Here is a 22,916-nt window from a genome sequence, read left to right as displayed (position 1 = left end):
AGTTTCCGCCGCATGAGCTTTATCCTCGTCCTGGGCGGTGCCCGCTCCGGCAAGTCCCGCCACGCGGAGGCGCTGACCGCCCGCCACCCCGCCCCCTGGGCCTATCTCGCCACGGCCGAGGCGTGGGATGACGAGATGCGCGCCCGCATTGCCGAGCACCGGGCGCGGCGCGATGCGCGCTGGGAGACGCTGGATGCGCCGCTCGATCTGCCCGCCGCCCTCGCCGCCGCCGGCTCCCGCCCCGCGCTGGTCGATTGCCTGACGCTGTGGCTGACCAACCTGATGCTGGGCGGGCACGACATCCCCGCCGCCACGGTCGCGCTGCAGGCGGCGCTGGACGCCCGCGCCGCGCCCACCGTGCTGGTGGCCAATGAGGTGGGGCTCGGCATCGTGCCGGAGAACGCCCTGGCCCGCCGCTTTCGCGATGCGGCGGGGCGGCTGAATCAGGATCTGGCGGCGCGCGCCGCCTCGGTGCATTTCATCGCCGCCGGCCTGCCGCTGGTGCTGAAGGGGGAGCCATGACCGAAGACGAGGACGCCGCCCGCCACCGCGAGAAGATGGCGAAGCGCAAGGCCGTGCAGGATGCCGAGGTGGCCGGCAAGACGGTGGAGAAGGGCCTGCTGATGGTCCACACCGGCGCCGGCAAGGGAAAGTCCACCGCCGCCTTCGGGCTGGCGATGCGGATGCTGGGGCGCGGCCGTCGCGTCGGCGTGGTGCAGTTCATCAAGGGTGCCTGGAGCACCGGCGAGCGTGGCCTGCTGGAAGCCTACGCCATGCTGGAATGGCACAGCATGGGCGAGGGCTTCACCTGGGAGACGCAGGACCGCGCGCGCGACATCGCCGCCTGCCGCCGCGCCTGGGATCAGGCGAAGCGCATGACGGCCGAGGCGGAGCTGGGCCTGCTGGTGCTGGACGAGCTGTGCATCGCGCTGCGCTACGACTACCTGCCGCTGGACGAGGTGCTGGCCGGCCTCGCCGCCCGCCCGCACGGGCTGCATGTGGTGGTCACCGGCCGCAACGCGCCGCAGGCCCTGCTGGAGGCCGCCGACATGGTGACCGAGATGAAGCCGGTGAAGCATCATTTCGCCGCCGGGGTGAAAGCCCAGGAAGGCATCGAGTTCTGAAAAACTGACAGAAAGAAGAAGGGGGTCCGGGGGAATTCATTCCCCCGGATTCTTTTGGAGTTTCTTTTATGAAGGCGCTGATGTTCCAGGGCACCGGCTCCTCCGTCGGCAAGTCCCTCCTGGTGGCCGGCCTCGCGCGGGCGCTGGCGCGGCGCGGCCTGCGCGTGCGCCCCTTCAAGCCGCAGAACATGTCCAACAACGCGGCGGTGACGGCCGAGGGCGGCGAGATCGGCCGCGCCCAGGCCTTGCAGGCGCGCGCCGCCTTCGTGCCGCCCAGCGTGCACATGAACCCCGTGCTGCTGAAGCCGCAGAGCGAGATCGGCGCGCAGGTGGTGGTGCAGGGCCGCGTGCATGCCACCGCCCGCGCGCGCGACTACCAGGCGATGAAGCCCGCCTTGCTGCCCTTCGTGCTGGACAGCTTCGCCCGCCTGCGCGGCGAGGCCGACATCGTGCTGGTGGAGGGCGCCGGCAGCGCCTCCGAGGTCAACCTGCGCCGGGGCGACATCGCCAATATGGGCTTCGCCCGCGCGACGGGCACGCCCGTGGTGCTGGTGGGCGATATCGACCGCGGCGGCGTCATCGCCGCCCTGGTCGGCACCCACACGGTGCTGGAGCCGGAGGACCGCGCGCTGATCCGCGGCTTCATCGTCAACCGCATGCGCGGCGACCTCTCGCTGTTCGACGAGGGCATGGCGCAGATCGCGGCCCGCACCGGCTGGGCGCCGCTCGGCCTGGTGCCGTTCCTCGACGCCGCGCGCCACCTGCCGGCCGAGGACGCGCAGGACCTGATGGACCACCTGCCGCGCCGCCCTGGCGCGCGCTGCCGCATCGCCGTGCCGGTGCTGCCGCGCATCGCCAATTTCGACGACCTCGACCCGCTCGCCGCCGAGCCCTCGGTGGACCTCATCCTGCTGCGCCCTGGCATGCCGCTGCCGGGGGACGTGGACCTCGTCATCCTGCCCGGCTCCAAGGCCACCATCGCCGATCTCGCCGCGCTGCGCGCCGAGGGGTGGGATGTGGACATACGCGCGCATCACCGGCGCGGCGGGCATGTGCTGGGGCTGTGCGGCGGCTACCAGATGCTGGGCACCCGGCTCGACGACCCGGGCGGCGTGGAAGGCCCGCCCGGCCACGTGCCCGGCCTCGGCCTGCTGGCGGTGGAGACGGTGCTGGCGGGGGACAAGCGGCTGGAGCGCGTCCACGGCACGACGCTCGCCGATGGCCTGCCCTTCGAGGGCTACGAGATGCATATCGGCCGCAGCACGGGCGCGGACACGGCGCGGCCGCTGCTGGCGCTGGATGGCCCGGGGCGGGTGGAGGGCGCCGTCTCGGCCGATGGGCGCGTGGCCGGCACCTATGTGCACGGGCTCTTCGCGGCCGATGCGCAGCGCGCGGCGTGGCTGGCACGGATCGGCGCCGTCGCGGCGCCGCGGGATCATGAGGCGGGGATCGAAAGGGCGCTCGATGCGCTGGCGGCGCATCTGGAACGGCACGTCGATATCGAAGGGCTGCTGAAGGTCGGGGGAATGAATTCCCCCGAACCCCCTTCTTCTTTCTGCGAGTTTTAGGCGGCGGCGCGGTTCTCGGTGGTGCCGAAGCCGATCTTGCCGAACTCGGCGAAGACATGGTCCGCCCAGCAGGCGATGTCGCAGCGCTGCACGGCGGCTTCCATGCGGCGCATCCGCTCGGCGGCCTCGGCTGCCGGCATGTCCAGCGCCTCGTCCAGCGCGCGGTCGAGGTTGCGCTTGGAGTAGGGGTTGGTCAGCAGCGCATCCGGCAGCTCCACCGCGCAGCCGGCGAACTCGGAGAGCACCAGCGCGCCGGGCGTGCCGGCCTTGGCCGCCACGTATTCTTTCGCCACCAGGTTCAGCCCGTCGCGCAGCGGCGTGGTCAGGCAGATATCGGCGGCGTGGTAGTAGGAGAGCAGCGTCTCGAAGGGCGTCGAGTTGCTGAACAGCACCACCGGCGTCCAGTCCAGCTTGGAGAAGCGGCCGTTGATGCGGCCCACCGTCGCCTCGATGTTGCGCTGGGTGTCGTCATACACCTTCATCGAGGCGGCGGCGCGCACCGAGGTGACGACCAGCTTCACCTGCCCGATCAGCTCCGGCCGCCGCTCCAGCAGCCGCTCGAAGCCTTCCATCGCCTCGATCATGCCCTTGGTGTAGTCGGTGCGGCCGACGGCCATGATCAGGCGGCGGTCACCCAGCCCCTCGCGGATCTCGCGCTGGATGGCGCGGCTGGCGGGCTTCTCCACCACGCTGCGGATCAGCGCCGCGTCGGTGCCCACGGGGGCGCTGTCCAGCGCCACGGTGCGGCCGCCGACGCGCAGCTTCACCGGCATGTCCGGCTCCGACAGCGCCTGGCCCATGGCGCCGAAGCCAGCGTCCACCGGCACGGTCTCGGCGATCTCGGCGCCGCCCAGGGCGCGCGCCAGCTCGGCGAAGTTGCGGGCGTAGCGCGGGATGTGGAAGCCCACCAGGTCGCAGGCCAGCAGGCTCTCCAGAATCTCCTGGCGCCAGGGCAGGATGTTGAACACATCCGCCGCCGGGAAGGGCGTGTGGTGGAAGAAGGCGATCTTCGCCTTCGGCTTCAGCTGCCGCAGATAGGCCGGCACCAGCCAGAGATTGTAGTCGTGGATCCAGATGACGGCGTCATCCTCCGCCTGCGCGGCGGCGGCCTCGGCGAACTTGCGGTTCACCGAGCGGAAGGTGTCCCAGTCCACGTTGTCGTAGCTGAACAGCCAGGGGAAGGAGTGCAGCACCGGCCACAGCGCCTCCTTGGAGGTGACGTGGTAGAAGCTCTCCACCTCCTCCGGCGTCAGCGGCAGGCGCGAGACGGTGTAGCCGCCATTGACGTCGTCGATGTGCACGACGCGCTCGAACGCCTCGCCCGGCTGCGCGTGCTTCCAGGCGACCCAGGCGCCCGCACCCGGCTCGGTGCGCTGAAAGAAGGATTTCAGCGTCGGCACGATGCCGTTCGGGCTGCGGTTGGGGCGGAACACCACCTTGCCGTCCTCCACCGCCTCCTCATAGGGCTGCCGGTGGTAGACGATGACGAGGGAAGACTTCTTCGTGCTCATGCCACGGCCTCCGGCAGCAGGTTGAAATGGCGGATGGCCTCGGCGATGCCCGCCGCGCCCGGCGCGGAAGACCGGAAGATGCCCTCCACCCCGCGCAGCGCCTCGACCAGGCGCGGCTCGGAATTGCCGACGGCGACGCCCTTCAGCCCCGTCTGGAACAGCGAGAGGTCGTTCATCGTGTCGCCCGCCGTCAGCACGCGCTGCGCCGGCAGGCCGAGCGCCTGCACCAGCCGCAGCAGCGTCGGCCCCTTGGCGATGCCGCGCGGCAGCACGTCGAAAAAGGTGTCGGCGGAGAGGATGCAGTCGAAGCCCGCCTCCTCCACCTTGCGCACCGTCCCGGGCCGCAGCGTGGCCGGGTCGTAGTAGTAGCTGACGCGGTGGCGGAAGGCGGTGGGCTGCGGGCGCAGCCCGGGCTCGCCTTCCAGCATCGCGCGCACGCGGTCGCCGGCATCGTCCCAGCGCGCCACGATCTCGGCCTCCAGCGTCGGGATCGGCGCGAAGGTGGCGCCGTCGAACACCGAGGTGCCGACATCGCCGATGATGTAGTGCGGCCGCGGCATGCCGGGCTGCGCCACCAGGTCGCGGATGAAGCCGATGTCGCGCCCGGTGACGAAGACCAGCAGCACGTCGTCGCGCGCCGTCAGCTCCTCATAGAGGGCGCGGCGCTGCGATTCGGAGCCGCCGAGGAAGGTGCCGTCGAGGTCGGTGGCGAGCACCAGGCCGAGATGGCTCATGCGCGGGGCGTTCATGCGAACACCCGCTTCGCCTGCGGCGTGGAGAGGGCCGGGTGGGCGATGCTGGCGCGGTGCTCCAGCGCGCGCGGCTCGGCGCGCAGCGGGCCGGTCAGCAGCGCGGCGATGGCGCGGTCGATCGACAGGCCACGGTGGACGATGCGGTCCACCGCCTCGCAGATCGGCATCTGCACGCCGAGGCGCTGGGCGAGGGCCAGCACGGAGCGGGCATTGGCCACGCCCTCGACCACGGCGCCCTTCGCCGTGTCCGGCTTGCGGCCGGCGCCCAGCGCCTGGCCGTAGGAGAAGTTGCGCGACTGCTCGGAGGAGCAGGTGAGCATCACGTCGCCGGCGCCGGAGAGGCCCAGCACCGTCTCCGCCCGGCCGCCGAGCGCCACGCTCAGGCGGCTGATCTCGGCCAGGCCGCGGGCGAGCAGCGCGGCGCGCGGGTTGGAGCCCATGCCGCGCCCGGCGATGATGCCGGAGGCCACGGCCAGCACGTTCTTCACCGCGCCGCTGACCTCGACGCCCACCGGGTCGTCCGAGAGGTAGGGGCGGAAGGTCTCGCTGGCCAGCGTCACGGCGATGCGCCCGGCGAGGTGGTCGGGGCCGAACAGGCCCTGCGCGCCGGCGGGGGCGGCGATGGTCACGGCGGTCGGCTGGTCCTCCGCCACCTCGGCGGCGAAGCTCGGGCCGGAGAGCACGGCCTGCGGCCGGTCCGGCATCTCCTCGGCCACCACCTGCGTCATCAGCGCGCCGCTGTCGGCCTCGACGCCCTTGGAGCAGAGCACGACGGGCACGCCCGGCGGCAGCAGCGCCTCGACCCGCGCCGCCACGGCGCGCAGGTGCTGCGACGGGATCACCAGCACGGCCAGTTCGGCACCGCGCAGCGCGGCCTCCAAATCGGCGGTGACGGCGATGGGGCGGGGGATTTCATGCGCGGGCAGGAAGGGGTTGCGGCCGGTGCTGTTGATCTCGGCCACCGCGCTCTCCTCGCGGATCCAGAGGCGGGTCTGCCGGCCGGCACGGTGCGCGGTCAGGGCCAGGGCGGTGCCCCAGGCGCCACCCCCGATGACGGCGACGCGGCCGAAGGGGGTGGGGTCGTGAAGATCGGTGGTCTGGGTGGCGTGTCCGGTGTTCGGCAACGGAAGGCCCTCCGCATTCTTGGGCGGCCCGGGACACGGTGCGCGAGGCGGTGTGCCGGAAGGGGCCGCGAGGGGACAGATCAGGTACGGCGTCAGCCGCTGATGGATGCGTCTCACGAAGTTGTGGAGGCACTAACCTGCTGTGCTGCGCCGCAAAAATCAAGTCCAGATTGAGGCAAATTTCGGGCGGCTTGGAAATCGCGGGGAGATCTGAAAGTTAATTTGATCGTTACTTTGGATTCCGATGCCTCATGTAACCGGCATGAACCCATCGCGTGCCGTGCAAGTCGGCTTCATGTCCTTATCGTAAGTTTCTATTTTCTGCATTTTGGATGACCGCCCAGGAATGACTTGGGCGGACTTCCCGTTGCGGATGTTCGCCGGTTCAGGCGAGGCCCAGGACCAGCGCCGCCAGCGCCGCCACCGCCCCGCCCTGCAGGAGGCAGGCATGGCGGTAGAGTGCCAGGGCGCGGCGCAGGTCGGCCGGGCCGGCCCCGGCGCGGCCATCACCCATCCAGCCATCCTCGACACGGGTGGTGCCATAGACGCGCGGCCCGGCCAGGCGCAGCCCGAGGGCGCCGGCCATCGCCGCCTCCGGCCAGCCGGCATTGGGCGAGCGGTGGTGCCGCGCATCCCGCCGCACCGCACGCCAGGCGCCGCGCGCATCGGCGCCGCGCGTCGCCGCCGCCGCCAGGATCAGCCACAGCGCGGCGAGTCGCGAGGCGGGCAGGTTCACCCCGTCATCCAGCCGGGCGGCGGCCCAGCCGAAGGCCGCGTGGCGCGGCGTGCGGTGGCCGATCATGCTGTCGGCGGTGTTGATGGCCTTGTAGAGCACCGCCCCCGGCAGGCCGAGCACGCCGCACCAGAAGGCAGGCGCCACCACGCCATCGGAGAAGTTCTCGGCCAGGCTCTCGATGGCGGCACGGGCGACGCCCGCCTCGTCCAGCGTGGCCGGGTTGCGGCCGACGATCATCGCCACGGCGGCGCGGCCGCCTTCCAGACCGTCGCGCTCCAGACCCTCGGCCACGGCGGCCACGTGCTCGTGCAGGCTGCGCTGGGCCGGCAGGGTGGCGGCCAGCACGGTCAGCAGCGGCACCGCCAGCGCCAGCGGCAGCGCCGCCAGCAGCGCCGCCTGGGCCAGCGCCGCGGGCACGCCGCAGGCCAGCAGCAGCAGCGCCAGCGCCAGCACGCCGCGCGCCTTGCGCCGCGCGAAGGGCAGCGTGTCGCGGTTCAGCGCGCGGTCGAGCCGGGCGATCAGCGCGCCCATCCACACCACCGGGTGGCGGATGGCGGAATAGAGCGGCCTGGGGTAGCCGAGAGCGGCTTCGAGCAGCAGCGCCCCGGCGAGGATCAACAGGGTGGTGTGCAGCGGGGCCATGGCGCGGTGTCCGGGAAGAGCGGCGGAGGGGCTAGCATGGCGGCAGTTGGGGCGGAACAGAGCGGGGCGGGATTGGGCGGGGCGGAACAGGGCGGGGCGGAACAGGGCGGGGCGGAAGGCCGCCTGATGGAGCATGGCGGGCGGCTCGGCGCGGCGCGGCGGCAATTCCCCGGTGCGCCGGAGCCGTTCCTCGACCTCTCCACCGGCATCAACCCCATCCCTTGGCCGGTGCCGCCGCTGCCGCCCGAGGCCTTCACCCGCCTGCCCGAGCCGGAGGCCGAGGCGGCGCTGCGCGCCGTGGCCGCCGCGGCCTATGGCGCCGCCGACCCGGCGATGGTGGCGGCCGCGCCGGGCACGCAGCTGCTCATCCAGCTGCTGCCGCGCCTGTTCCCGCAGCCGGCGCTGCGCGTGCTCTCGCCCACCTATGCCGAACACGCCGCCTGCTGGCGCGCCGCCGGCACGGCGGTGGCGGAGGTGGCGAGCTTCGCCGCGCTGGACGGCCCAGCGGACGGCCCTGGTGCCGCGCTGCTCTGCAACCCCAACAACCCGGATGGCCGCCGCTATGCGCCCGAGGAGCTGCGCGCCCTGGCCGACCGCATGGCGGCGCGCGGCGGCCTGCTGGTGGTGGACGAGGCCTTCGCCGAGCTGGAGCCGGACACGCCCGGCGCCGCCGCCCTGCTGCCGCACCCGGCGCTGATCCTGCTGCGCTCCTTCGGCAAGAGCCACGGCCTGGCGGGGGTGCGGCTGGGCTTCGCGCTGGCCTCGCCGGAGCGGGCGGCGGCGATCCGCGCGGCGCTGGGGCCCTGGGCGGTGTCCGGCCCGGCGCTCGCCATCGGCCGCGCCGCCCTGGCCGACACGGCCTGGCGCGAGGCCGCCGCGGCGCGGCTCGCCGCCGATTCGGCGCGGCTCGACGCGCTGCTGGCGGGCGCCGGGCTGCGCGTGCGGGGCGGCACGAGGCTGTTCCGGCTGGCCGAGGGCGACGCGGCGGCGTGGCATGCGCGGCTGGGCCGGGCGGGCATCCTGGTGCGGCGCTTCTCCGGCCAGCCACGCTGGCTGCGCTTCGGCCTGCCGGGCGACGCGGCGGCCTGGGCGCGGCTGGCGGCGGCGCTGGGCGGCTGAGCCAAGCCGGAATCATGTTGAGAATCATTCTTAATCGCGTCTAGGATGGGGCATCGCGTCGGAGAGGGGGAAAGCCCGCCATGTTCCATCACCGTTCCTGCGGCACCACCCAGCTGGTCGCGCTGATGGCCGCGCACCGCGCCGCGCATCAGGCCGGCGGCCTGCCGGGCGGCGACACTGCGGCCGTGCTGCGCCAGCAGGACATCACCCGGCTGACCGAGGCGCTGCTCGCCACCCCCGGTCCGGAGCCGGCCTGGCACCCCGATGCCACGCCGCGCCGGGCGGCGGCCCGCAACTGAGGCGCCGCCTCACTGGCAGGCGGAGGCCAGCAGCACCGGCAGGCCGCACCAGAGCGTGGCCGCCAGCGCCAGGCCGAGGCCGCCGGTGGCCAGCACGGGGCGGAAGGCGTCCTCCGCGCTGCCCCAGCGCGTGCCGCGCCAGCTCCAGGCGAGCAGCGTGCCGAGGAGCGCCAGATGCACCGCCCAGACGCCCAGCAGCACCCAGCGCTGCAGGCTGAGGCCGAGCGCCGCCGGCTGGTCCCACCCCCAGGCGCAGCCGAGCGAGACGGCGACGTAGAGCAGCAGGAAGGCCGAGCTCCAGAGGAGGAAGGCGAGGGTGGCCACCGCCACCCCCGGCAGGCGCCGGAGCAGGGTCATGGCGTCGTCCCCGCCCCGGCCATCCAGGGCCAGAGTTGCAGCAGAAGCAGCGCGGCCAGGCCGCAGAGCGCGGTGTAGCCCTGCCACATCAGGGTGTTGCGCGGCGCCAGGTCGCGCATCGCCGAGACATAGCCGGCCTGGCAGCGGGCGGCGGTGTAGAGCGCCATGATCGTGCCCAGCGCCGCGTGCAGCGCCACATAGAGCGCCAGCACCAGGGCGGTGGCGGCATAGGCGTGGCTGGCGGGCGGCGCGCCATGCCACAGCGGCAGCGCCGCCACGGCCGCCGCCGCCAGCAGCCCCGCCCCGGCGCCCAGCAGCGAGAGCAGCGCGCAGGCGCCCACGCGCCCGCGCCGCAGCGCCGCCAGCCCCAGCGCGCCCGCCAGCGGCGCCCCCAGCAGCCCCGCCAGCGCCAGCAGGATCAGCGAGGGCGAGAAGCCGAGCAGCGCCGGCGGCGGCCAGCCCGGCGCCACCACCCACAGGAACAGCGCGCCGAACAGCAGCGAGGCGTAGAGCGCCGCATCGGCCAGCAGCAGCAGCGCCATGCCCCACCAGCCGGGCTGCGAGGCCACGCCGGGATGCGGCAGGGCGCTCTCGCCATGGCCGATCGGCACCGGCGCCGGGTCCTCGCGCAGGCCCATCGACCACAGCCAGGCCAGGGCGCAGCCCAGCACCAGCGGCACGCCCACCCCCACCAGCCAGTACTGCTTCAGCAGCACGGCGAGGAAGCACAGCGCGGTGGCGAGGCTGGTCCAGAGCGGCACGAGGCTGGGCTGCGGCAGCAGGATGAGCTGGTCCGGGCGGCCGCTGACGGCCTCGACGCCCAGCGTCTCCATCCAGCCATGCCGCGGCGTGGCGAGGTAGTGCTGCCCGGCGGCCTGCTCGCGGCCCAGATCGGGGCGGTCCGCCAGCGGGTCGCGGCTCTCCACGGGGCCGAGGCTGGCGGCGTTGTAGCTCGGCGGCGGCAGGGGGAGGGACCATTCCAGGCTCTCCGCCCCCCAGGGATTGCGCGGCGCGTGCTGGCCGAAGCGGCGCTGCATCAGCATGTCCACCGCGAACAGCGCGAAGCCGATCGCCGTCAGGAAGCCGCCCACCGAGGAGAGCAGGTTCAGCCAGTCCCAGCCGATGCCGGCGGGGTAGGTATAGACGCGGCGCGGCATGCCGAGCAGGCCGGTCAGGTGCATCAGCAGGAAGGTGAGGTTGAAGCCCACGAAGATCAGCCAGAAGGCGGCGCGGCCGAGGTGGTAGATCGGCATCCGCCCCGTCACCAGCGGCATCCAGTAGTAGGCGCCGGCCATCAGCGGGAAGACGAAGCCGCCGACCAGCACGTAGTGCAGGTGCGCCACGACGAAGTAGCTGTCATGCACCTGCCAGTCGAACGGCACCACGGCCACCATGACGCCGGTGAGGCCGCCATTGACGAAGATGAAGAAGAAGCCGAGCAGATAGAGCATCGGCAGGTCAAGGCGTGGCCGGCCCTTCAGCAGCGTGGCGAGCCAGGCGAAGATCTGCACCGCCGTCGGGATCGCCACCGCCATGCTGGCGGCCGAGAAGAAGCCCACCGCCATGTGCGGGATGCCCACCGCGAACATGTGGTGCACCCACAGCCCGAAGCTGAGGAAGCCCATGGCGATGAGCGCCAGCACGATGGCGTTGTAGCCCACCAGCCGGTGCCGCGCGAAAACGGGCAGCACGGTGGAGATGACCCCCGCCGCCGGCAGGAAGATGATGTAGACCTCCGGGTGGCCGAACAGCCAGAACAGATGCTGCCACAGCAGCGGGTCGCCGCCGCGCGCCGGGTCGAAGAAGGGCAGGCCGAAGGTGCGCTCGATCTCGAGCAGGATGCTGCCCAGGATCAGCGGCGGGAAGCCCACCAGCATCATCACGGCGGTGACGAGGAAGTACCAGGCGATGATCGGCATGCGCCGCAGCGCCATGCCGGCGCCGCGCAGCTTCAGGATGGTGGCGGTGAACTCCACCGCCGCGCTGATCGCCGAGATCTCGACGAAGGTGATGCCGAGCAGCCAGACATCGGCGTTGATGCCCGGCGAATAGGTGGAGGAGGAGAGCGGCGTGTACATGAACCAGCCGCCATCCGGCGCGACGCCCGCCAGCATGGCGCCGATGATGAAGCTGCCGCCCAGCAGGTAGCACCAGTAGCCGAAGGCGGAGAGGCGCGGGAAAGCCAGGTCGCGCGCGCCCAGCATCTTCGGCAGCAGGTAGAGCGCCAGCCCCTCGAACATCGGGATGGCGAAGAGGAACATCATCACCGTGCCGTGCATGGTGAAGACCTGGTTGTACTGCTCGGGCGGCATGAAGACATGCCCCGGCCGCGCCAGCTGCGCGCGGATCAGCATCGCCAGGATGCCGCCGATGGCGAAGAAGACGAAGGCGGTCATCATGAACCGCTTGCCGACGATGTTATGGTTCACCGCCGCCAGCCGCCCGAGGCCGGGCTGCGTGCCCCAGATCGCCTCCAGCAGGCGGTGCCGGCGGATCGGCGTCGGCGGCGTCATGCTCATCGGGCGGTCTCCAGGTAGCCGGCGATGCGGGCAAGCGTCGCGTCGTCGAGCGCGGCGTGGGAGGGCTCCCGGCTGCCGGGCTTCAGCGTCTCGTGCCGGCGCAGCCAGAGCAGGACGCTCTCCTGGCCCTCGTTCCGCAGCGTTCCGCCGCCGATGCGCCCGCGTTGCGCGAGGCCGGCGAGGTTGGGCGCGGCGCTCTTCGCCCGGGCGTCGGTGCCGTGGCAGCTGGCGCAGTTGGCGGCGAAGTCGGCGGCGCCGGGATGCGCCGGGTCCGGCCGCGCCGTGGCCAGCGCCGCCAGCGCGGCCGCGTAGGCCTCGGGCGGGTGGGCGATGACGCGGAAATCCATCTGGGCATGCTGCAATCCGCAGAACTCGGCGCATTGCCCCTCGTAGATTCCGGGCGTGTCGGCGCGCAGGCGCAGCACGTTCTCATGGCCGGGGATGGCGTCCAGCTTGCCGGTCAGGCGCGGCACCCAGAAGCTGTGGATGACGTCGGCCGCCGTGATGTGCACATCCACCGCGCGCCCGGCCGGGATGTGCAGCTCGCCCGCGCTGTGCACCGGGTTGCCCGCCGCGTCCCACTGGGTGAAGGACCACCACCATTGCTGGCCGCGCGCCGCGACGCGCAGCGCGCCCTCCGGCCCCGGCTTCGGCAGCATGCCCTCGCCGGTGCGCAGCGCTATGACCAGCAGCACCGCCAGCGCCGTGACAGGGAAGGCCACGCCCCAGCCGGCGACGAAGCGGCCGACATGCAGCCCGCGCCCCCGCCGCTCCCGCCGCAGCGTGTAGAGCGCCACGGCGCAGACGCCGAGCAGGATGGCGGTGGCCATGAAGAACATCACCCACCACAGCGCCGCCACCGAGGCCGCTCCCGGCCCCGCCGGGTCCAGCGTGGAAAGCGGGCCGGAGCAGCCGGCCAGGAGGAGGGCTGCACCCGGCGCGGCGCGCCGAGAGAGAGCCGGCGCGGCGCGCCCAAGCAGAGAGGGCGCCGCCCGACGAAACCATTCCGGCGCCGCGCGCTGGAACTCCCGCCGCCCGCCATCGCTTACAGCAGCGACCCGACCACGGCTCACGCCATACCCCGCCAGAGGAGCGCGCACCGCATGGCCGACCCGATCCCCGAGCTGACCAGCGAGGGCGTCAGCTCGAAGGTGGCCGTCGCCGGCCACCCGATCCATGCCATGCTGGTGGCCTTCCCCATCGCGCTGATCATGGCCACCCTCGGCTGCGACGTGTTCTACTGGTGGACCGCCGACCCCTTCTGGGTGCGGGCCGGGCTGTGGGCCAGCGGCTTCGCCTTCTGGCTCGGCCTGCTGGCCGGGCTCTCCGGCACGGCGGAGCTGCTGCTGGTGCGCGGCATCCGCCGCCACAGCGCGGGCTGGACGCATTTCGTCGCCGCCGTGATGCTGCTCTCCATCGCCGGCGCCAATTGGGGCCTGCGCCTGGCGGGGGCCGACATCACGCCGCTGCCCTGGGGGCTGTTCCTCTCGCTGCTGGCGGCCTTCTTCGTCGGGCTGGCGGGCTGGCATGGCGGCAAGCTGGTGTTCGAGCATCAGATCGGCCTCATGCTCTCGAGCGACGACTGAAACAGCTCCTGTCCCTTCCCGGGTTGCAGCAGCCAGTCCGGGAAGACATCGGGGCCGATCTCGGGCTTGCCCAGCACCAGCAGCAGCACGCCGAGGATGAGGAGGTTGGCGGCGACGGCCAGCGCCGCCGAGCGCCAGCGCGGATAGCAATGCTCCGGCTCGGCCAGCTCCGCCAGCACCAGGCCGTAGTACATGTGCAGCGCCACCATGGCGCCGACGACGAGGAGCTTCAGGAACAGCCACGGCACGAAGACCTGGTAGGCGAAGATCAGCCCGGTGCCGGTGGCGATGGCCAGCACGGCGGCGGGCGAGAGCACCACGCGGTAGCCCACCCAGGTGAAGCGCCACAGCAGCATCAGCGTCGGCTGGTCGGGCTGGCGGGCGCGCCCGGCGAAGAGGCCGGGCAGGAAGACCAGCCCGGCGCACCAGACGCAGAGGAAGGCGATATGGGCGGCCTTCAGCCAGGCGGCCTCGGGCGCCGGCATCAGGCTGCGCCCCGGCGCGGCTCGCGCAGCTCTTCCGCTGCGCGCAGCAGGGCGGCGCCGAGATAGGCCAGGCTGGCCGGCACCCACATGATCAGGCCACCAAGCTGCTGGTCCTGCAGCGGCGAGAGGCCCCAGGGCTGCGTCGTCTCCAGGTGGGGCAGGTAGAGCGCGCCGGGAGCGAAGGTGATGAGCGCGCCGAGCAGGCCCATCTGTGCCATCATTGTCAGCAGCGCGGCCAGATAGGGCAGGGGTGTCTCGCGCCGCGCCAGGGCCGCGGCCCAGAACCACAGCCCGGTGCCGAGCAGGCTGGCCTGCATGGCCCAGTAGAGCGCATGCGAGGAGAGGGCGGCGGCGTAGAGTGGCGGCGCGTGCCACAGCCACAGCGCCAGGATGTGCGCCGGCACCGCCAGGCCGAGGGAGAGGTTGCGGCGCGGAGAAGGCAGCGCCAGCGCCAGCAGCGGCGCCGCCACGGCCACCAGCAGCACGTGGTGCACCACCCGCGCCGAGAACAGCGCGGAACTGAGCGCGCAGAGCGGCGAGACGAAGGCCAGCACCAGCACCGCCCAGCCCGCCAGCGCCGCCCGCCGGGGGCGCCCCGGCGGGCGCAGCACGGCCCAGCCCAGCAGCAGCGCCAGGGCGCTCAGCAGGATGGGGTCAAGGTTCCAGCGGCTCCACAGCGCGTCCGGCACAGGCCCCGCGCCGCAATAGGGAATCGCGTTCCACACCGTCCTCGCCCCTTTCTGCCGGTCCCGAAGCGGTGAACACCCCCTGCCCGGCAGGGTTGCGCGGCCCTTGCACGCGGAATTGCTGTTGAAAATTCGTAACCTGTCCCGCCCTGGCCTGATATGTGCCATGCCCCTGGCCAGGAGCTTGCACGCAGGACAGGCATTGGCATTGAGGGTTCCGTTTCCGATATGTCAGGCACCTTGCCCTGTTCGGGGCCGCTTCGAGAGGATTTCACCGCGCATGCATGACGACACCCTGCCCCCCGCCAACCCGGCGGAAGCGGCCATCCTGGCGGCGGGCCTGAGGGTGGAGCAGCGCGAGATGCCGCAGCTCATCCGCCTTGTCGCCCGCCGCCTGCCGGCCGATGCCGAAGCGGTGCGTGAGGCGCTGTGCCAAGTGCGCCGCAAGGGTTGGGCCTCGGCGATGGTGGCCATGGCTAACCGCGCCGGCGAGGTCTGGGCCCGCCGCGCCGAGGCCGAGGCCGCCGCCGCCACGATCGACGAGCCGGAGCCCTCCGAGGACCGGCTGCGCGCGGCGCTGGACGCGGCCATCCGCACCCGGCTGCGCAACGCCGCGCCGCGCCCCGGCGCCGCGCTGGAGGCGGTGGAGGCCGAGCTGGTGGATGTCACCGGCACCGCCCTCTCGCCCGAGCGGCACGCCGCCCTGGCCCGCGCCGTGGCCGAGGCGCACGGGCTGGACGAGAGCGAGAGCGCCCGCTTCTCCCGCGCCGCCGCGCATGTCGAGGAGCGCCGCCGCCAGGAGCTGCGCGCCGCCGAGGCCAATGCGCGCGAGAAGCGCCGCGAGGAGGTGAAGCGCCTGCGCGAGTGGGAGCGCAGCCTCGTCGGCATCGAGGCGCTGCCCGGCCTGCTCGGCTGCACGGAGCGCGAGGCGCTGCGCTGGGTGGCCGCCGGGCTGCTGCCGGTGGCGCGCAAGCTGCGCCTGCCGAAATCCGGCGGCCGCGAGCGCTGGGAGTTCGACCCCGCCGAGCTGAAGCCGCTGCGCGCCGAGGTGGCCGGCTGGCGCGAGGCCGAGCGCGCCCAGAATGACAGCCGCCAGGGCGACCGCTCCGGCCGCGCGCCGCAGCGCGGCGGCACCGAGCAGGGGCTGGCGCGTGCCGCGGCCCTGGCCGGGCGTGGCGGCAAGGTGGCCAACGCCGCCGTGGCCCGCGCCGCGGCGCTCGACCGCTACGCCGCCCACTTCGCCACGGCGCGGGCGATGATCCGCCGCATCGTCATCGTCACCGGCCCGACCAACAGCGGCAAGAGCCACACGGCGCTCGACCGCCTGGCCCGGGCCGAGAGCGGGCTGGCCCTGGCGCCGCTGCGCCTGCTGGCGCACGAGTTCCGCGAGGCGCTGGCCGCGCGCGGCGTCGAGGCGGCGCTCTCCACCGGCGAGGAGCGCATCCTGGCCCCCGGCAGCAAGCATCTGGCCGCCACGGTGGAGATGTGCCCGTTCCACACGCCGGTGGATGTCGCCATCATCGACGAGGCGCAGCTGCTGCACGACCGCGACCGCGGTGCGGCCTGGACGGCGGCGCTGATGGGCGTGCCGGCGCGCGAGGTCTTCGTGCTCGGCGCGCCGGAATGCGTGCCGATGGTCAAGCGCATCGCCGAGCTGTGCGGCGACGAGGTCGAGGAGATCTCGCTGCAGCGCAAGGGCCCGCTGCACGCCTCCACCACCCCCGTCCCGCTCGGCGGGCTGAAGGAGGGCGACGCGCTGGTGGCCTTCTCCCGCCGCGACGTGATGGGGCTGCGCGAGGAGCTGGTGAAGCGCGGCCGCAAGGTGGCGGTGGTCTATGGCGCGCTCTCCCCTGAGGTGCGCCGCGCCGAGGCCGCCCGCTTCCGCTCCGGCGAGGCCGATATCCTGGTGGCGACCGACGCCATCGGCATGGGGCTGAACCTGCCGATCCGCCGCGTCATCTTCTCCACGCTGAAGAAGTTCGACGGCGAGGAGCGCCGCGACCTGAACAGCCAGGAGATCAAGCAGATCGGCGGGCGCGCCGGGCGCTACGGCCACCATGAGGGCGGCGTCGTCGCCGTGCTGGCCGGCGCCGGCAACCCGGAGGCGATGCGCGCCCTGCTGGATGCGCCGCACGCGCCGCCCCCCGAGCTGCGCCCGCAGGTGCAGCCGGATGCCGACATCATCGCCGCCGTGGCCAAGGAGATCGGCACGGACAGCCTGTTCGGCGTGCTCGCCCGCATCCAGCGCGCCGTGCTGCGCAAGGACGACCCGAACTACCGCCTGGCCGAGCTGACCCAGCAGATGGCCATCGCCTCCGCCATCGACGGCGTGGCGAACCTCTCGCTGCTGGACCGCTGGACCTACGCCATGTGCCCGGTGGACGAGCGGGACAACGGCATCACCCGCCTCGCGCGCTGGGCGGTGGACCACGGCGCGGGGCGGCCGGTGATGCCGCCGCTCGCCGGCCGGCTGCCGGCGCCTGAGCGCGCCTCGGGCGAGGAACTCCAGCGGGCGGAGAAGGTGCACAAGCGCCTCGTCGCCTGGCGCTGGCTCTCGCTGCGCTTCGAGGGCGCCTACCCCGACCGCGCCGAGGCCGAGGCCGAGACGGCGCGGCTGGATGCCTGGATCGAGGACGTGCTGAAGCAGCAGCGGCGCGGGCGCGTGGAGAACGCGCCGGAGAAGGCGCGCGTCAGCAGCCGGAGGAAGGCAGCGTAAGGAAGACGTCCTTTTTTGGAAAAAAGGACCAAAAAACTTCCATCAGTTGGCGCCGCGCTGACGTTGGGCGCGGCGCCAAACTGACAAAGTCTTTTTGCTTCTTTTTCTTCAGAAAAAGAAGGTTCTTCCTCAAGCCACACTGACGCGCCGCACCCGCCCATAGGGCCCGAAGGCCCAGGCCAGCGCGAGCAGCAGGCCGGCCACCACGGCCATCATGCCGGCGGCGTTCAGCCCGTGGCCCAGGCCCAGCAGCCAGGGCACCAGGATGGCGGCGCCATAGCCACCCGCCCCCATCAGCACCGCCGCCGCGGCCGAGAGCAGGAACTGGCGGCGGTAGTCGTCGGTCAGCAGGCGGGCGATGGCGGCGGGCGCCACCAGGGCGGCGATCACCAGGATCGACCCCACCGCCCAGAAGGCCGCCACGCAGGCCACCGAGACCAGCACCAGCACCACCAGCGACAGGCCGCGCGGCGCGAAGCCGATGCTGGCGGCGAAGTCCGGGTCGAAGGCCGCCAGCCGCAGCTCCTTCCACAGCAGGGCGAGGCCGGCCAGCGTCAGCGCCAGCACGCCGGCCAGGGTGCGCGTCTCCTGCGGCATGTCGGCCAGCGCCACCGGGTCCCACAGCGAGGAAAGGCCGGTGGCGGCTGGCCAGATCAGCGCCTCCAGCTGGCCGTAGAGCACGCAGTCCACGTCGAGATCGACGGAGCGGGCGCCGCTCACCTCGATCAGCACCAGCCCCAGCGCGAACATGCCGGAGAACACCACGCCCATGGCGGCCCCCGCCTCCAGCCGCGCCAGACGGCGGATCAGGGAGATCAGCAGCGCGGCCAGCACGGCGGCGGCCATGGCGCCCAGCACCATCGGCAGGGTGGCGCGCGTGCCGGTGACGATGAAGCCCATCACCAGCCCCGGCAGCACGGAATGGCTGATGGCATCGCCCAGCAGGCTCTGCCGCGTCAGCAGCAGCAGGTTGCCGAGCAGGCCACAGGCCAGGCAGGCCAGCACCGCCGCCGAGAGCGCCGCGAAATCGAGTTGCAGGAACAGCGTCATGCCGATCGTGCCTCCATCGCCGCTTCCTGGCGCAGCCGGCGCTGGCGCAGCGCGAAGGCCACCACCCCGCGCGCCGGGGCGAAGAGCAGCGCCAGCAGGAACAGCGCGCAGGCCACCAGGGCGATGGTGGCGCCCGTGGGCAGCGATGGCGCGGCGGCGGAAAGCCCCGCCCCCATCCAGGCCGCGAAGGCGCCGAGCAGCCCGGCCAGCGGCACCATCACCGAGAGGCGCTCGGTGCTCAGCCGGGCGGTGGCGGCGGGCACCACCATCAGCGCCACCACCAGGATCAGCCCCACCGCGCGCAGCCCCGCCACGGTGACGGCCAGCATCAGCCCCAGCAGGGCGAGGTCGAGCCAGCGCACCGGCAGCCCGGCCGCGGCGGCGAAATCGGCGTCGAAGCAGAGCACGGCGAGGGGGCGGAACAGCACCGCCACCGCCGCCAGCGCCGCCAGGGCCAGCCAGAAGATCAGCCAGGCATCGGCCGCGCTCATCCCCGCCGCCTGGCCGAGGATGAAGCTGGACAGCCCCGCCTGCCCGCCCACCGGCAGCGACTGCACCACCGAGAGCAGCGCCACGCCGATGCCGAAGCCGATGGAGATGACCAGCGCCATCGCCGCGTCGTCCCGCAGCCGGCCGCCGCGGGCCAGCGCGCCGGCGGCCAGCACGCCGAGCGCCGCCGTGGCCGCCGCGCCGCCCATCAGCAGCGGCAGGCTGCGCGGGTTCCAGCCCATGCCGGCGGCGAGGATGAAGGCGAGGCAGAGGCCCGGCAGGGTGGCGTGCGCGGCGGCATCGGCGATCAGCGCGCGGCCGCGCAGCAGCACGAAGCAGCCCAGCGCCCCGGCCGCCAGCCCGAAGGCGGCGCAGCCCAGCGCCACCACCCGCGCATTGTAGCCGCCGCTGAGCGTCAGCGCCTGGAACAGCGCCTCCATCATGGCACGGCCCGCAGCGGCCGGCCGGCCGGCGGGGCGGCGGCCGGGCGCAGCGCCGCCTCGTCCAGCAGGCTGAGCCGCCCGCCATAGGTGCGCGAGAGGTTCTCGGCCGTGAAGGTCGTCTCCATCGGCCCGGCGGCGACCACCCCGCCATTCAGCAGGCAGACATGCTGGAAGTATTGCGGCGCCGTGGCGAGGTCGTGATGCACCGCGATCACCGCACGCCCCTCCCGCCCCAGCCGGTGCAGCACGTCGATGATGGCCCGCTCGGTGGCGGCGTCCACCCCGGCGAAGGGCTCGTCCATCAGGTAGAGATCGGCCTCCAGCGCCAGGGCGCGGGCGAGGAAGACGCGCTGCTGCTGCCCGCCCGAGAGCTGGCCGATCTGCCGCCCGGCGAAATCGGCCATGCCCACCTCGGCCAGGGCGGCGCGGGCGCGCTCCCGCTCGGCGCGCGGCAGCGGCAGGAACCAGCCGACGCGCGGGTAGCGGCCCATGGCCGCCACCTGCAGGGCGGTGGCGGGGAAGTCCCAGTCCACGCTGGCGCGCTGCGGCAGGTAGCCGATGCGCCGGCGCGCCTGCCGCAGCTCCTGGCCGAAGAAGCGCACCTCGCCGGCGAGGCGCGGCACCAGCCCCAGCGCCGCCTTCAGCAGGGTGGACTTGCCGGCGCCGTTCGGCCCGACGATGGCGGTGAGGCCGCTGGCAGGCGCGCGCCAGTTGACGCCGCGCAGCACCGGCGCCTCCCGGTAGGCCACGGAGAGGTTGCGCACCTCGAGGGCGGGCGGGGCGATGCTCACCGGGCCTCCGCCAGCCGGTCGGCGAAGCCGCGCGGCGGCGCCTCGCCGCCCAGCGCCCGCACCATGGTCGTCACGTTGTGGTCGATCATGCCGGGATAGGTGCCTTCATAGGTGCCGGGCGCGCCCATCGCGTCCGAGAACAGCGAGCCGCCGATGACGACGCGGTGGCCGCGCGCCGCCGCGCCCTCCACCAGCGCCCGCACGTTGCGGTCCGAGACGGAGCTCTCGACGAAGACGGCGGGGATGCCGCGCTCCACCAGCAGCGCCACCAGCTCCTCCATGCGGCGCAGACCGGCCTCGGATTCGGTGGAGAGGCCCTGGATGCCCATCACCTCCAGCCCGTAGCGGCGCGAGAAGTAGTTGAAGGCGTCATGCGCCGTGACCAGCACCCGCTGCCGCGCCGGGATGGAGGCGATGGCCTGCTCCGCCCAGGCATCGAGCGCCACCAGCTCGGCCTGGAGGTCGGCGAGGTTGCGCGCGAACGCCGCCGCGCCCGCCGGCTCCAGCGTGGTGAGGTGCTGCGCGATGAGCGCCGCCGCGCGCGACCAGGCCTGCGGGTCCATCCACACATGCGGGTCGTGGTGCCCGGCCGCGCCCTCGGGGGAGAGCAGGAACTCCGGCGGCAGCGACTCGGCCACCGCCACCACCGGCTTGCCGGCGCGCGCCACACGCTCGAAGGCGCCGGTCATCTGCCCTTCCAGCAGCAGCCCGTTGGTGAGCACCAGCTCGGCCTTCAGCAGCCGGGCGATGTCGCCGCGCGTCGGCTTGTAGAGATGCGGGTCCACCCCCTCGCCCATCAGCACGTCGAGCGCGATTCGTCCGCCGCCGATGCGGCGCGCCAGGTCGCCGATCATGGCGGTGGTGGCGAGCACCGGGGGCGCCGCCGGCTGGGCGGGCGCCACGCCGGGCAGGGCCGGCGCCGCCACCAGCCCGGCCAGGGCCGCCAGCAGGGCGCGCCGCCCCGGCCGGGCGGGGCGCGGGGGGAGGAGGGAAGGGGAAGGCGGCATGCGGGCCTCGGTCATTCTGACGGTCTCCCGGCTTCTCGTGACAGTGTCTTCATCTGGAACCAGCGGCGCCATCTTCAAGCGATGGCGCCATGTTGAAGCCAAGGCTACATTTTGCGCAAGGGCTTCCCTGGCTGCTAGAGGCCCCCCATCACGGCAACTTCACAGGCATGGCGCAGGGTGGCGATGGAGGATGACAAGGCGGCCCCCCCGGCCGGCGACGCGATGCGGGAGGCGGCGCGCCACGCCTCGGCCCGCTCGGCCCGCGCCAGCGCCCTGCTGCACGACTATGTGGAGCTGATCGCCGACCTGCTGGAGGGCACGGGCGAGGCCCGCCCGACCGACATCGCCCGGCGCCTCGGCGTCTCCCATGCCACCGCCATCAAGGCCATCGCCCGGCTGAAGCGGGAGGGGCTGGCGCATTCCAAGCCCTATCGCGGCGTGTTCCTCACCGCCGAGGGGCAGGCGCTGGCGGCCGAGGTGAAGGCCCGGCACCGCGTGGTGGTGGATGTGCTGCTGGCGCTCGGCGTGCCGGCGGAGGTGGCGGAGATGGATGCCGAGGGCATCGAGCACCATGTCAGCGAGGCGACGCTGGCGGCCTTCGAGCGCTTTCTCGGCCGCCCGCGCACCCCCGGCTGACAGAAAGAAGATGGGGGTCCGGGGGAATTCCTTCCCCCGGCCTTCTCCCGCTCAGTCGATGATGGCCTGATAGGTCAGCACCCGCAGCTCCCGCCGGATGGGATAGGCCGAGGACGGCATGAGCTGGGTGAGCAGGATGACCGCCATCTCCTCGGCCGGGTCGACCCAGAAGGCGGTGGAGGCGGCGCCGCCCCAGGCATATTCCCCCGGCGTGCCGAGGATCTGTGCCCGCGCCGGGTCCAGCGTGACGGAGAAGCCGAGGCCGAAGCCGATGCCTTCGGCGGTGCTTTCCGACCAGCGCGGCTGGCCCATCGCCGCCATGTCGCCGCGCAGGTGGTTGGCGGTCATCAGTTCCACCGTCTTGCGGCCGAGCAGGCGCACCCCCTCCAGCTCCCCCTTGTTCAGCATGAAGCGGCAGAAGCGCCAGTAATCCGCCGCCGTGGAGACCAGCCCGCCGCCGCCGGAGCAGACGGTGCGCGGCCGCAGGTAGCGGCTGGTGGCGGGGTCGTCGATCAGGGCGAGGCTGTCGCCCGCGCCGCGCGCGTAGTTGGCGGCGAGGCGGGGGTGCTTGGCTTCCGGCACGTGGAAGTCGGTGTCCACCAGCTTCAGCGGCTGAAGCACGCGCTGCCGCAGGAAATCCTCGAAGGGCTGGCCGGAGATGACGGCGACCAAATGCCCCAGCACGTCGGTGGCGATGCTGTAGTTCCATTCCCGCCCTGGCTGGGCGATCAGCGGCAGGGCGGCGGCGCGCGCCACCACATCCTCCAGGCTGGTCTCGGCCGTCTGGAAGTCCACGCCCTGCTCGCGGTAGAGCGCATCGACCAGCGTGGCCTGCATGAAGCCGTAGGTCAGGCCCGAGGTGTGGGTCAGCAGGTCGCGGAAGGTGATGTCCCGCTCCGCCGGCACGGTGTCGATCTTGCCGCGCCCGCCGCCCACCGCCACGCGCATGTTGGCGAAGCCGGGCAGGAAGCGGGTGATCGGGTCGTCGAGCTGGAAGCGGCCCTCCTCGTAGAGCATCAGGATGGCCAGGCTGGTGAGCGGCTTGGTCATCGAATAGATGCGGACGATGGTCTCGGGCGTCATCGGCACGGCCCGCTCGCGGTCGGCCATGCCGGTGCTGTGCAGCCAGGCCACCTGGCCGCGCCGCGCCACCAGCGTCGTCATCCCCGCCAGCCGGCCCGACGCCACCAGCGCCTCCGCCCAGTGCCCGACCCGGCCCAGCCGTTCCGGGCAGAGCCCCACCGCTCTCGGATTCTCCACGATCATGCCGCCGCCT

22 protein-coding genes are annotated in these 22,916 nt (G+C 73.2%); 8 read left to right on the top strand and 14 right to left on the bottom strand.

Going from position 1 to position 22,916, the window contains the following annotated elements; translation table 11 throughout:
- Positions 1 to 12 precede the first annotated feature (12 nt).
- The 3 genes from cobU to CR165_RS03360 all read left to right on the top strand — a co-directional run bounded on the left by cobU (position 13) and on the right by CR165_RS03360 (position 2,692).
- A complete protein-coding gene (cobU, locus tag CR165_RS03370; protein WP_109515560.1) occupies positions 13 to 522 on the top strand; it encodes a bifunctional adenosylcobinamide kinase/adenosylcobinamide-phosphate guanylyltransferase in 510 nt (169 codons plus the stop codon).
- Complete coding sequence (gene cobO, locus CR165_RS03365; RefSeq protein ID WP_109515559.1) at positions 519 to 1,124, top strand: cob(I)yrinic acid a,c-diamide adenosyltransferase; 606 nt, start codon at positions 519 to 521, stop codon at positions 1,122 to 1,124. The genes cobU and cobO overlap by 4 nt, the downstream gene beginning before the upstream one ends.
- A gap of 68 nt (positions 1,125 to 1,192) precedes the next feature.
- Positions 1,193 to 2,692 (top strand): cobyric acid synthase, encoded by a 1,500-nt coding sequence (locus CR165_RS03360; protein WP_219929673.1) that lies wholly within the window; start codon positions 1,193 to 1,195, stop codon positions 2,690 to 2,692.
- On the opposite strand, the gene ggpS is transcribed toward CR165_RS03360, so the two are convergent.
- The 4 genes from ggpS to cbiB all read right to left on the bottom strand — a co-directional run bounded on the left by ggpS (position 2,689) and on the right by cbiB (position 7,457).
- Positions 2,689 to 4,203: a glucosylglycerol-phosphate synthase gene (ggpS, locus tag CR165_RS03355; RefSeq protein WP_109515558.1), complete on the bottom strand. Its 1,515-nt coding sequence runs from the start codon at positions 4,201 to 4,203 to the stop codon at positions 2,689 to 2,691. The genes CR165_RS03360 and ggpS overlap by 4 nt on opposite strands.
- A complete protein-coding gene (locus CR165_RS03350) occupies positions 4,200 to 4,937 on the bottom strand; it encodes an HAD-IIB family hydrolase (protein ID WP_109515557.1) in 738 nt (245 codons plus the stop codon). The genes ggpS and CR165_RS03350 overlap by 4 nt, the downstream gene beginning before the upstream one ends.
- A gap of 11 nt (positions 4,938 to 4,948) precedes the next feature.
- Positions 4,949 to 6,079, bottom strand: coding sequence for an NAD(P)H-dependent glycerol-3-phosphate dehydrogenase (locus CR165_RS03345; protein WP_109515556.1), 1,131 nt, complete (start codon positions 6,077 to 6,079; stop codon positions 4,949 to 4,951).
- A 385-nt stretch (positions 6,080 to 6,464) separates the two neighbouring features.
- Positions 6,465 to 7,457 (bottom strand): adenosylcobinamide-phosphate synthase CbiB, encoded by a 993-nt coding sequence (gene cbiB / locus CR165_RS03340; RefSeq protein WP_109515555.1) that lies wholly within the window; start codon positions 7,455 to 7,457, stop codon positions 6,465 to 6,467.
- 36 nt (positions 7,458 to 7,493) lie between these two features.
- Here cbiB and cobD point away from each other — a divergent pair, with 36 nt between their 5' ends.
- Positions 7,494 to 8,576, top strand: coding sequence for a threonine-phosphate decarboxylase CobD (cobD, locus tag CR165_RS03335; protein WP_219929672.1), 1,083 nt, complete (start codon positions 7,494 to 7,496; stop codon positions 8,574 to 8,576).
- Between the two features lie 80 nt (positions 8,577 to 8,656).
- Positions 8,657 to 8,875: a hypothetical protein gene (locus CR165_RS03330; protein WP_109515553.1), complete on the top strand. Its 219-nt coding sequence runs from the start codon at positions 8,657 to 8,659 to the stop codon at positions 8,873 to 8,875.
- A gap of 9 nt (positions 8,876 to 8,884) precedes the next feature.
- Here the strand turns inward: CR165_RS03330 and CR165_RS03325 are convergent, their stop codons facing one another.
- The 3 genes from CR165_RS03325 to coxB are packed head-to-tail and all read right to left on the bottom strand — an operon-like array spanning position 8,885 to position 12,824.
- Positions 8,885 to 9,232, bottom strand: a complete 348-nt coding sequence (locus CR165_RS03325; protein ID WP_109515552.1) for a hypothetical protein — start codon at positions 9,230 to 9,232, stop codon at positions 8,885 to 8,887.
- Complete coding sequence (ctaD, locus tag CR165_RS03320) at positions 9,229 to 11,751, bottom strand: cytochrome c oxidase subunit I (protein ID WP_109515551.1); 2,523 nt, start codon at positions 11,749 to 11,751, stop codon at positions 9,229 to 9,231. Before ctaD ends, CR165_RS03325 begins: the two co-directional genes overlap by 4 nt.
- On the bottom strand, positions 11,748 to 12,824 hold the full coding sequence (gene coxB, locus CR165_RS03315) for a cytochrome c oxidase subunit II (protein WP_181377986.1): 1,077 nt from the start codon (positions 12,822 to 12,824) through the stop codon (positions 11,748 to 11,750). The genes ctaD and coxB overlap by 4 nt, the downstream gene beginning before the upstream one ends.
- Positions 12,825 to 12,854: 30 nt before the next feature.
- On the opposite strand from coxB, the gene CR165_RS03310 reads away from it, so the two are divergent.
- Positions 12,855 to 13,337, top strand: coding sequence for a DUF2231 domain-containing protein (locus CR165_RS03310; RefSeq protein WP_109515549.1), 483 nt, complete (start codon positions 12,855 to 12,857; stop codon positions 13,335 to 13,337).
- Here the strand turns inward: CR165_RS03310 and CR165_RS03305 are convergent.
- Positions 13,304 to 13,822: a CopD family protein gene (locus CR165_RS03305; protein ID WP_109515548.1), complete on the bottom strand. Its 519-nt coding sequence runs from the start codon at positions 13,820 to 13,822 to the stop codon at positions 13,304 to 13,306. The genes CR165_RS03310 and CR165_RS03305 overlap by 34 nt on opposite strands.
- Complete coding sequence (locus CR165_RS03300; RefSeq protein ID WP_219929671.1) at positions 13,822 to 14,547, bottom strand: cytochrome c oxidase assembly protein; 726 nt, start codon at positions 14,545 to 14,547, stop codon at positions 13,822 to 13,824. Before CR165_RS03300 ends, CR165_RS03305 begins: the two co-directional genes overlap by 1 nt.
- Before the next feature lie 241 nt (positions 14,548 to 14,788).
- On the opposite strand from CR165_RS03300, the gene CR165_RS03295 reads away from it, so the two are divergent.
- Positions 14,789 to 17,224, top strand: coding sequence for a helicase-related protein (locus CR165_RS03295; RefSeq protein WP_109515546.1), 2,436 nt, complete (start codon positions 14,789 to 14,791; stop codon positions 17,222 to 17,224).
- A gap of 129 nt (positions 17,225 to 17,353) precedes the next feature.
- Here the strand turns inward: CR165_RS03295 and CR165_RS03290 are convergent, their stop codons facing one another.
- Genes CR165_RS03290 through CR165_RS03275 form a run of 4 tightly spaced genes read right to left on the bottom strand, consistent with a single transcriptional unit; the run spans position 17,354 to position 21,019 of the window.
- The gene (locus CR165_RS03290) at positions 17,354 to 18,274 is read right to left on the bottom strand and encodes a metal ABC transporter permease (RefSeq protein ID WP_109515545.1); all 921 of its coding nucleotides are present in this window, start codon (positions 18,272 to 18,274) and stop codon (positions 17,354 to 17,356) included.
- Entirely contained in the window at positions 18,271 to 19,206 is a 936-nt protein-coding gene (locus CR165_RS03285) for a metal ABC transporter permease (RefSeq protein WP_245906089.1), read from the bottom strand. The genes CR165_RS03290 and CR165_RS03285 overlap by 4 nt, the downstream gene beginning before the upstream one ends.
- Positions 19,203 to 19,997 carry a metal ABC transporter ATP-binding protein gene (locus CR165_RS03280; protein ID WP_109515544.1) on the bottom strand — a complete coding sequence of 265 codons (795 nt, stop codon included), beginning with the start codon at positions 19,995 to 19,997 and terminating at the stop codon, positions 19,203 to 19,205. Before CR165_RS03280 ends, CR165_RS03285 begins: the two co-directional genes overlap by 4 nt.
- Positions 19,994 to 21,019, bottom strand: a complete 1,026-nt coding sequence (locus CR165_RS03275) for a metal ABC transporter solute-binding protein, Zn/Mn family (RefSeq protein WP_245906088.1) — start codon at positions 21,017 to 21,019, stop codon at positions 19,994 to 19,996. Before CR165_RS03275 ends, CR165_RS03280 begins: the two co-directional genes overlap by 4 nt.
- 168 nt (positions 21,020 to 21,187) lie before the next feature.
- Here CR165_RS03275 and mntR point away from each other — a divergent pair, with 168 nt between their 5' ends.
- Positions 21,188 to 21,640, top strand: a complete 453-nt coding sequence (mntR, locus tag CR165_RS03270; RefSeq protein ID WP_109515543.1) for a manganese-binding transcriptional regulator MntR — start codon at positions 21,188 to 21,190, stop codon at positions 21,638 to 21,640.
- A gap of 51 nt (positions 21,641 to 21,691) precedes the next feature.
- Here mntR and CR165_RS03265 read toward each other — a convergent pair whose 3' ends face one another.
- Positions 21,692 to 22,906, bottom strand: coding sequence for a serine hydrolase domain-containing protein (locus CR165_RS03265; RefSeq protein WP_109515542.1), 1,215 nt, complete (start codon positions 22,904 to 22,906; stop codon positions 21,692 to 21,694).
- Positions 22,907 to 22,916 lie beyond the last annotated feature (10 nt).

The organism is Teichococcus aestuarii (genome assembly GCF_003116135.1).
Taxonomy (GTDB): Bacteria; Pseudomonadota; Alphaproteobacteria; order Acetobacterales; family Acetobacteraceae; genus Pseudoroseomonas; species Pseudoroseomonas aestuarii.
This window is presented reverse-complemented; position numbering and strand designations above follow the sequence as displayed.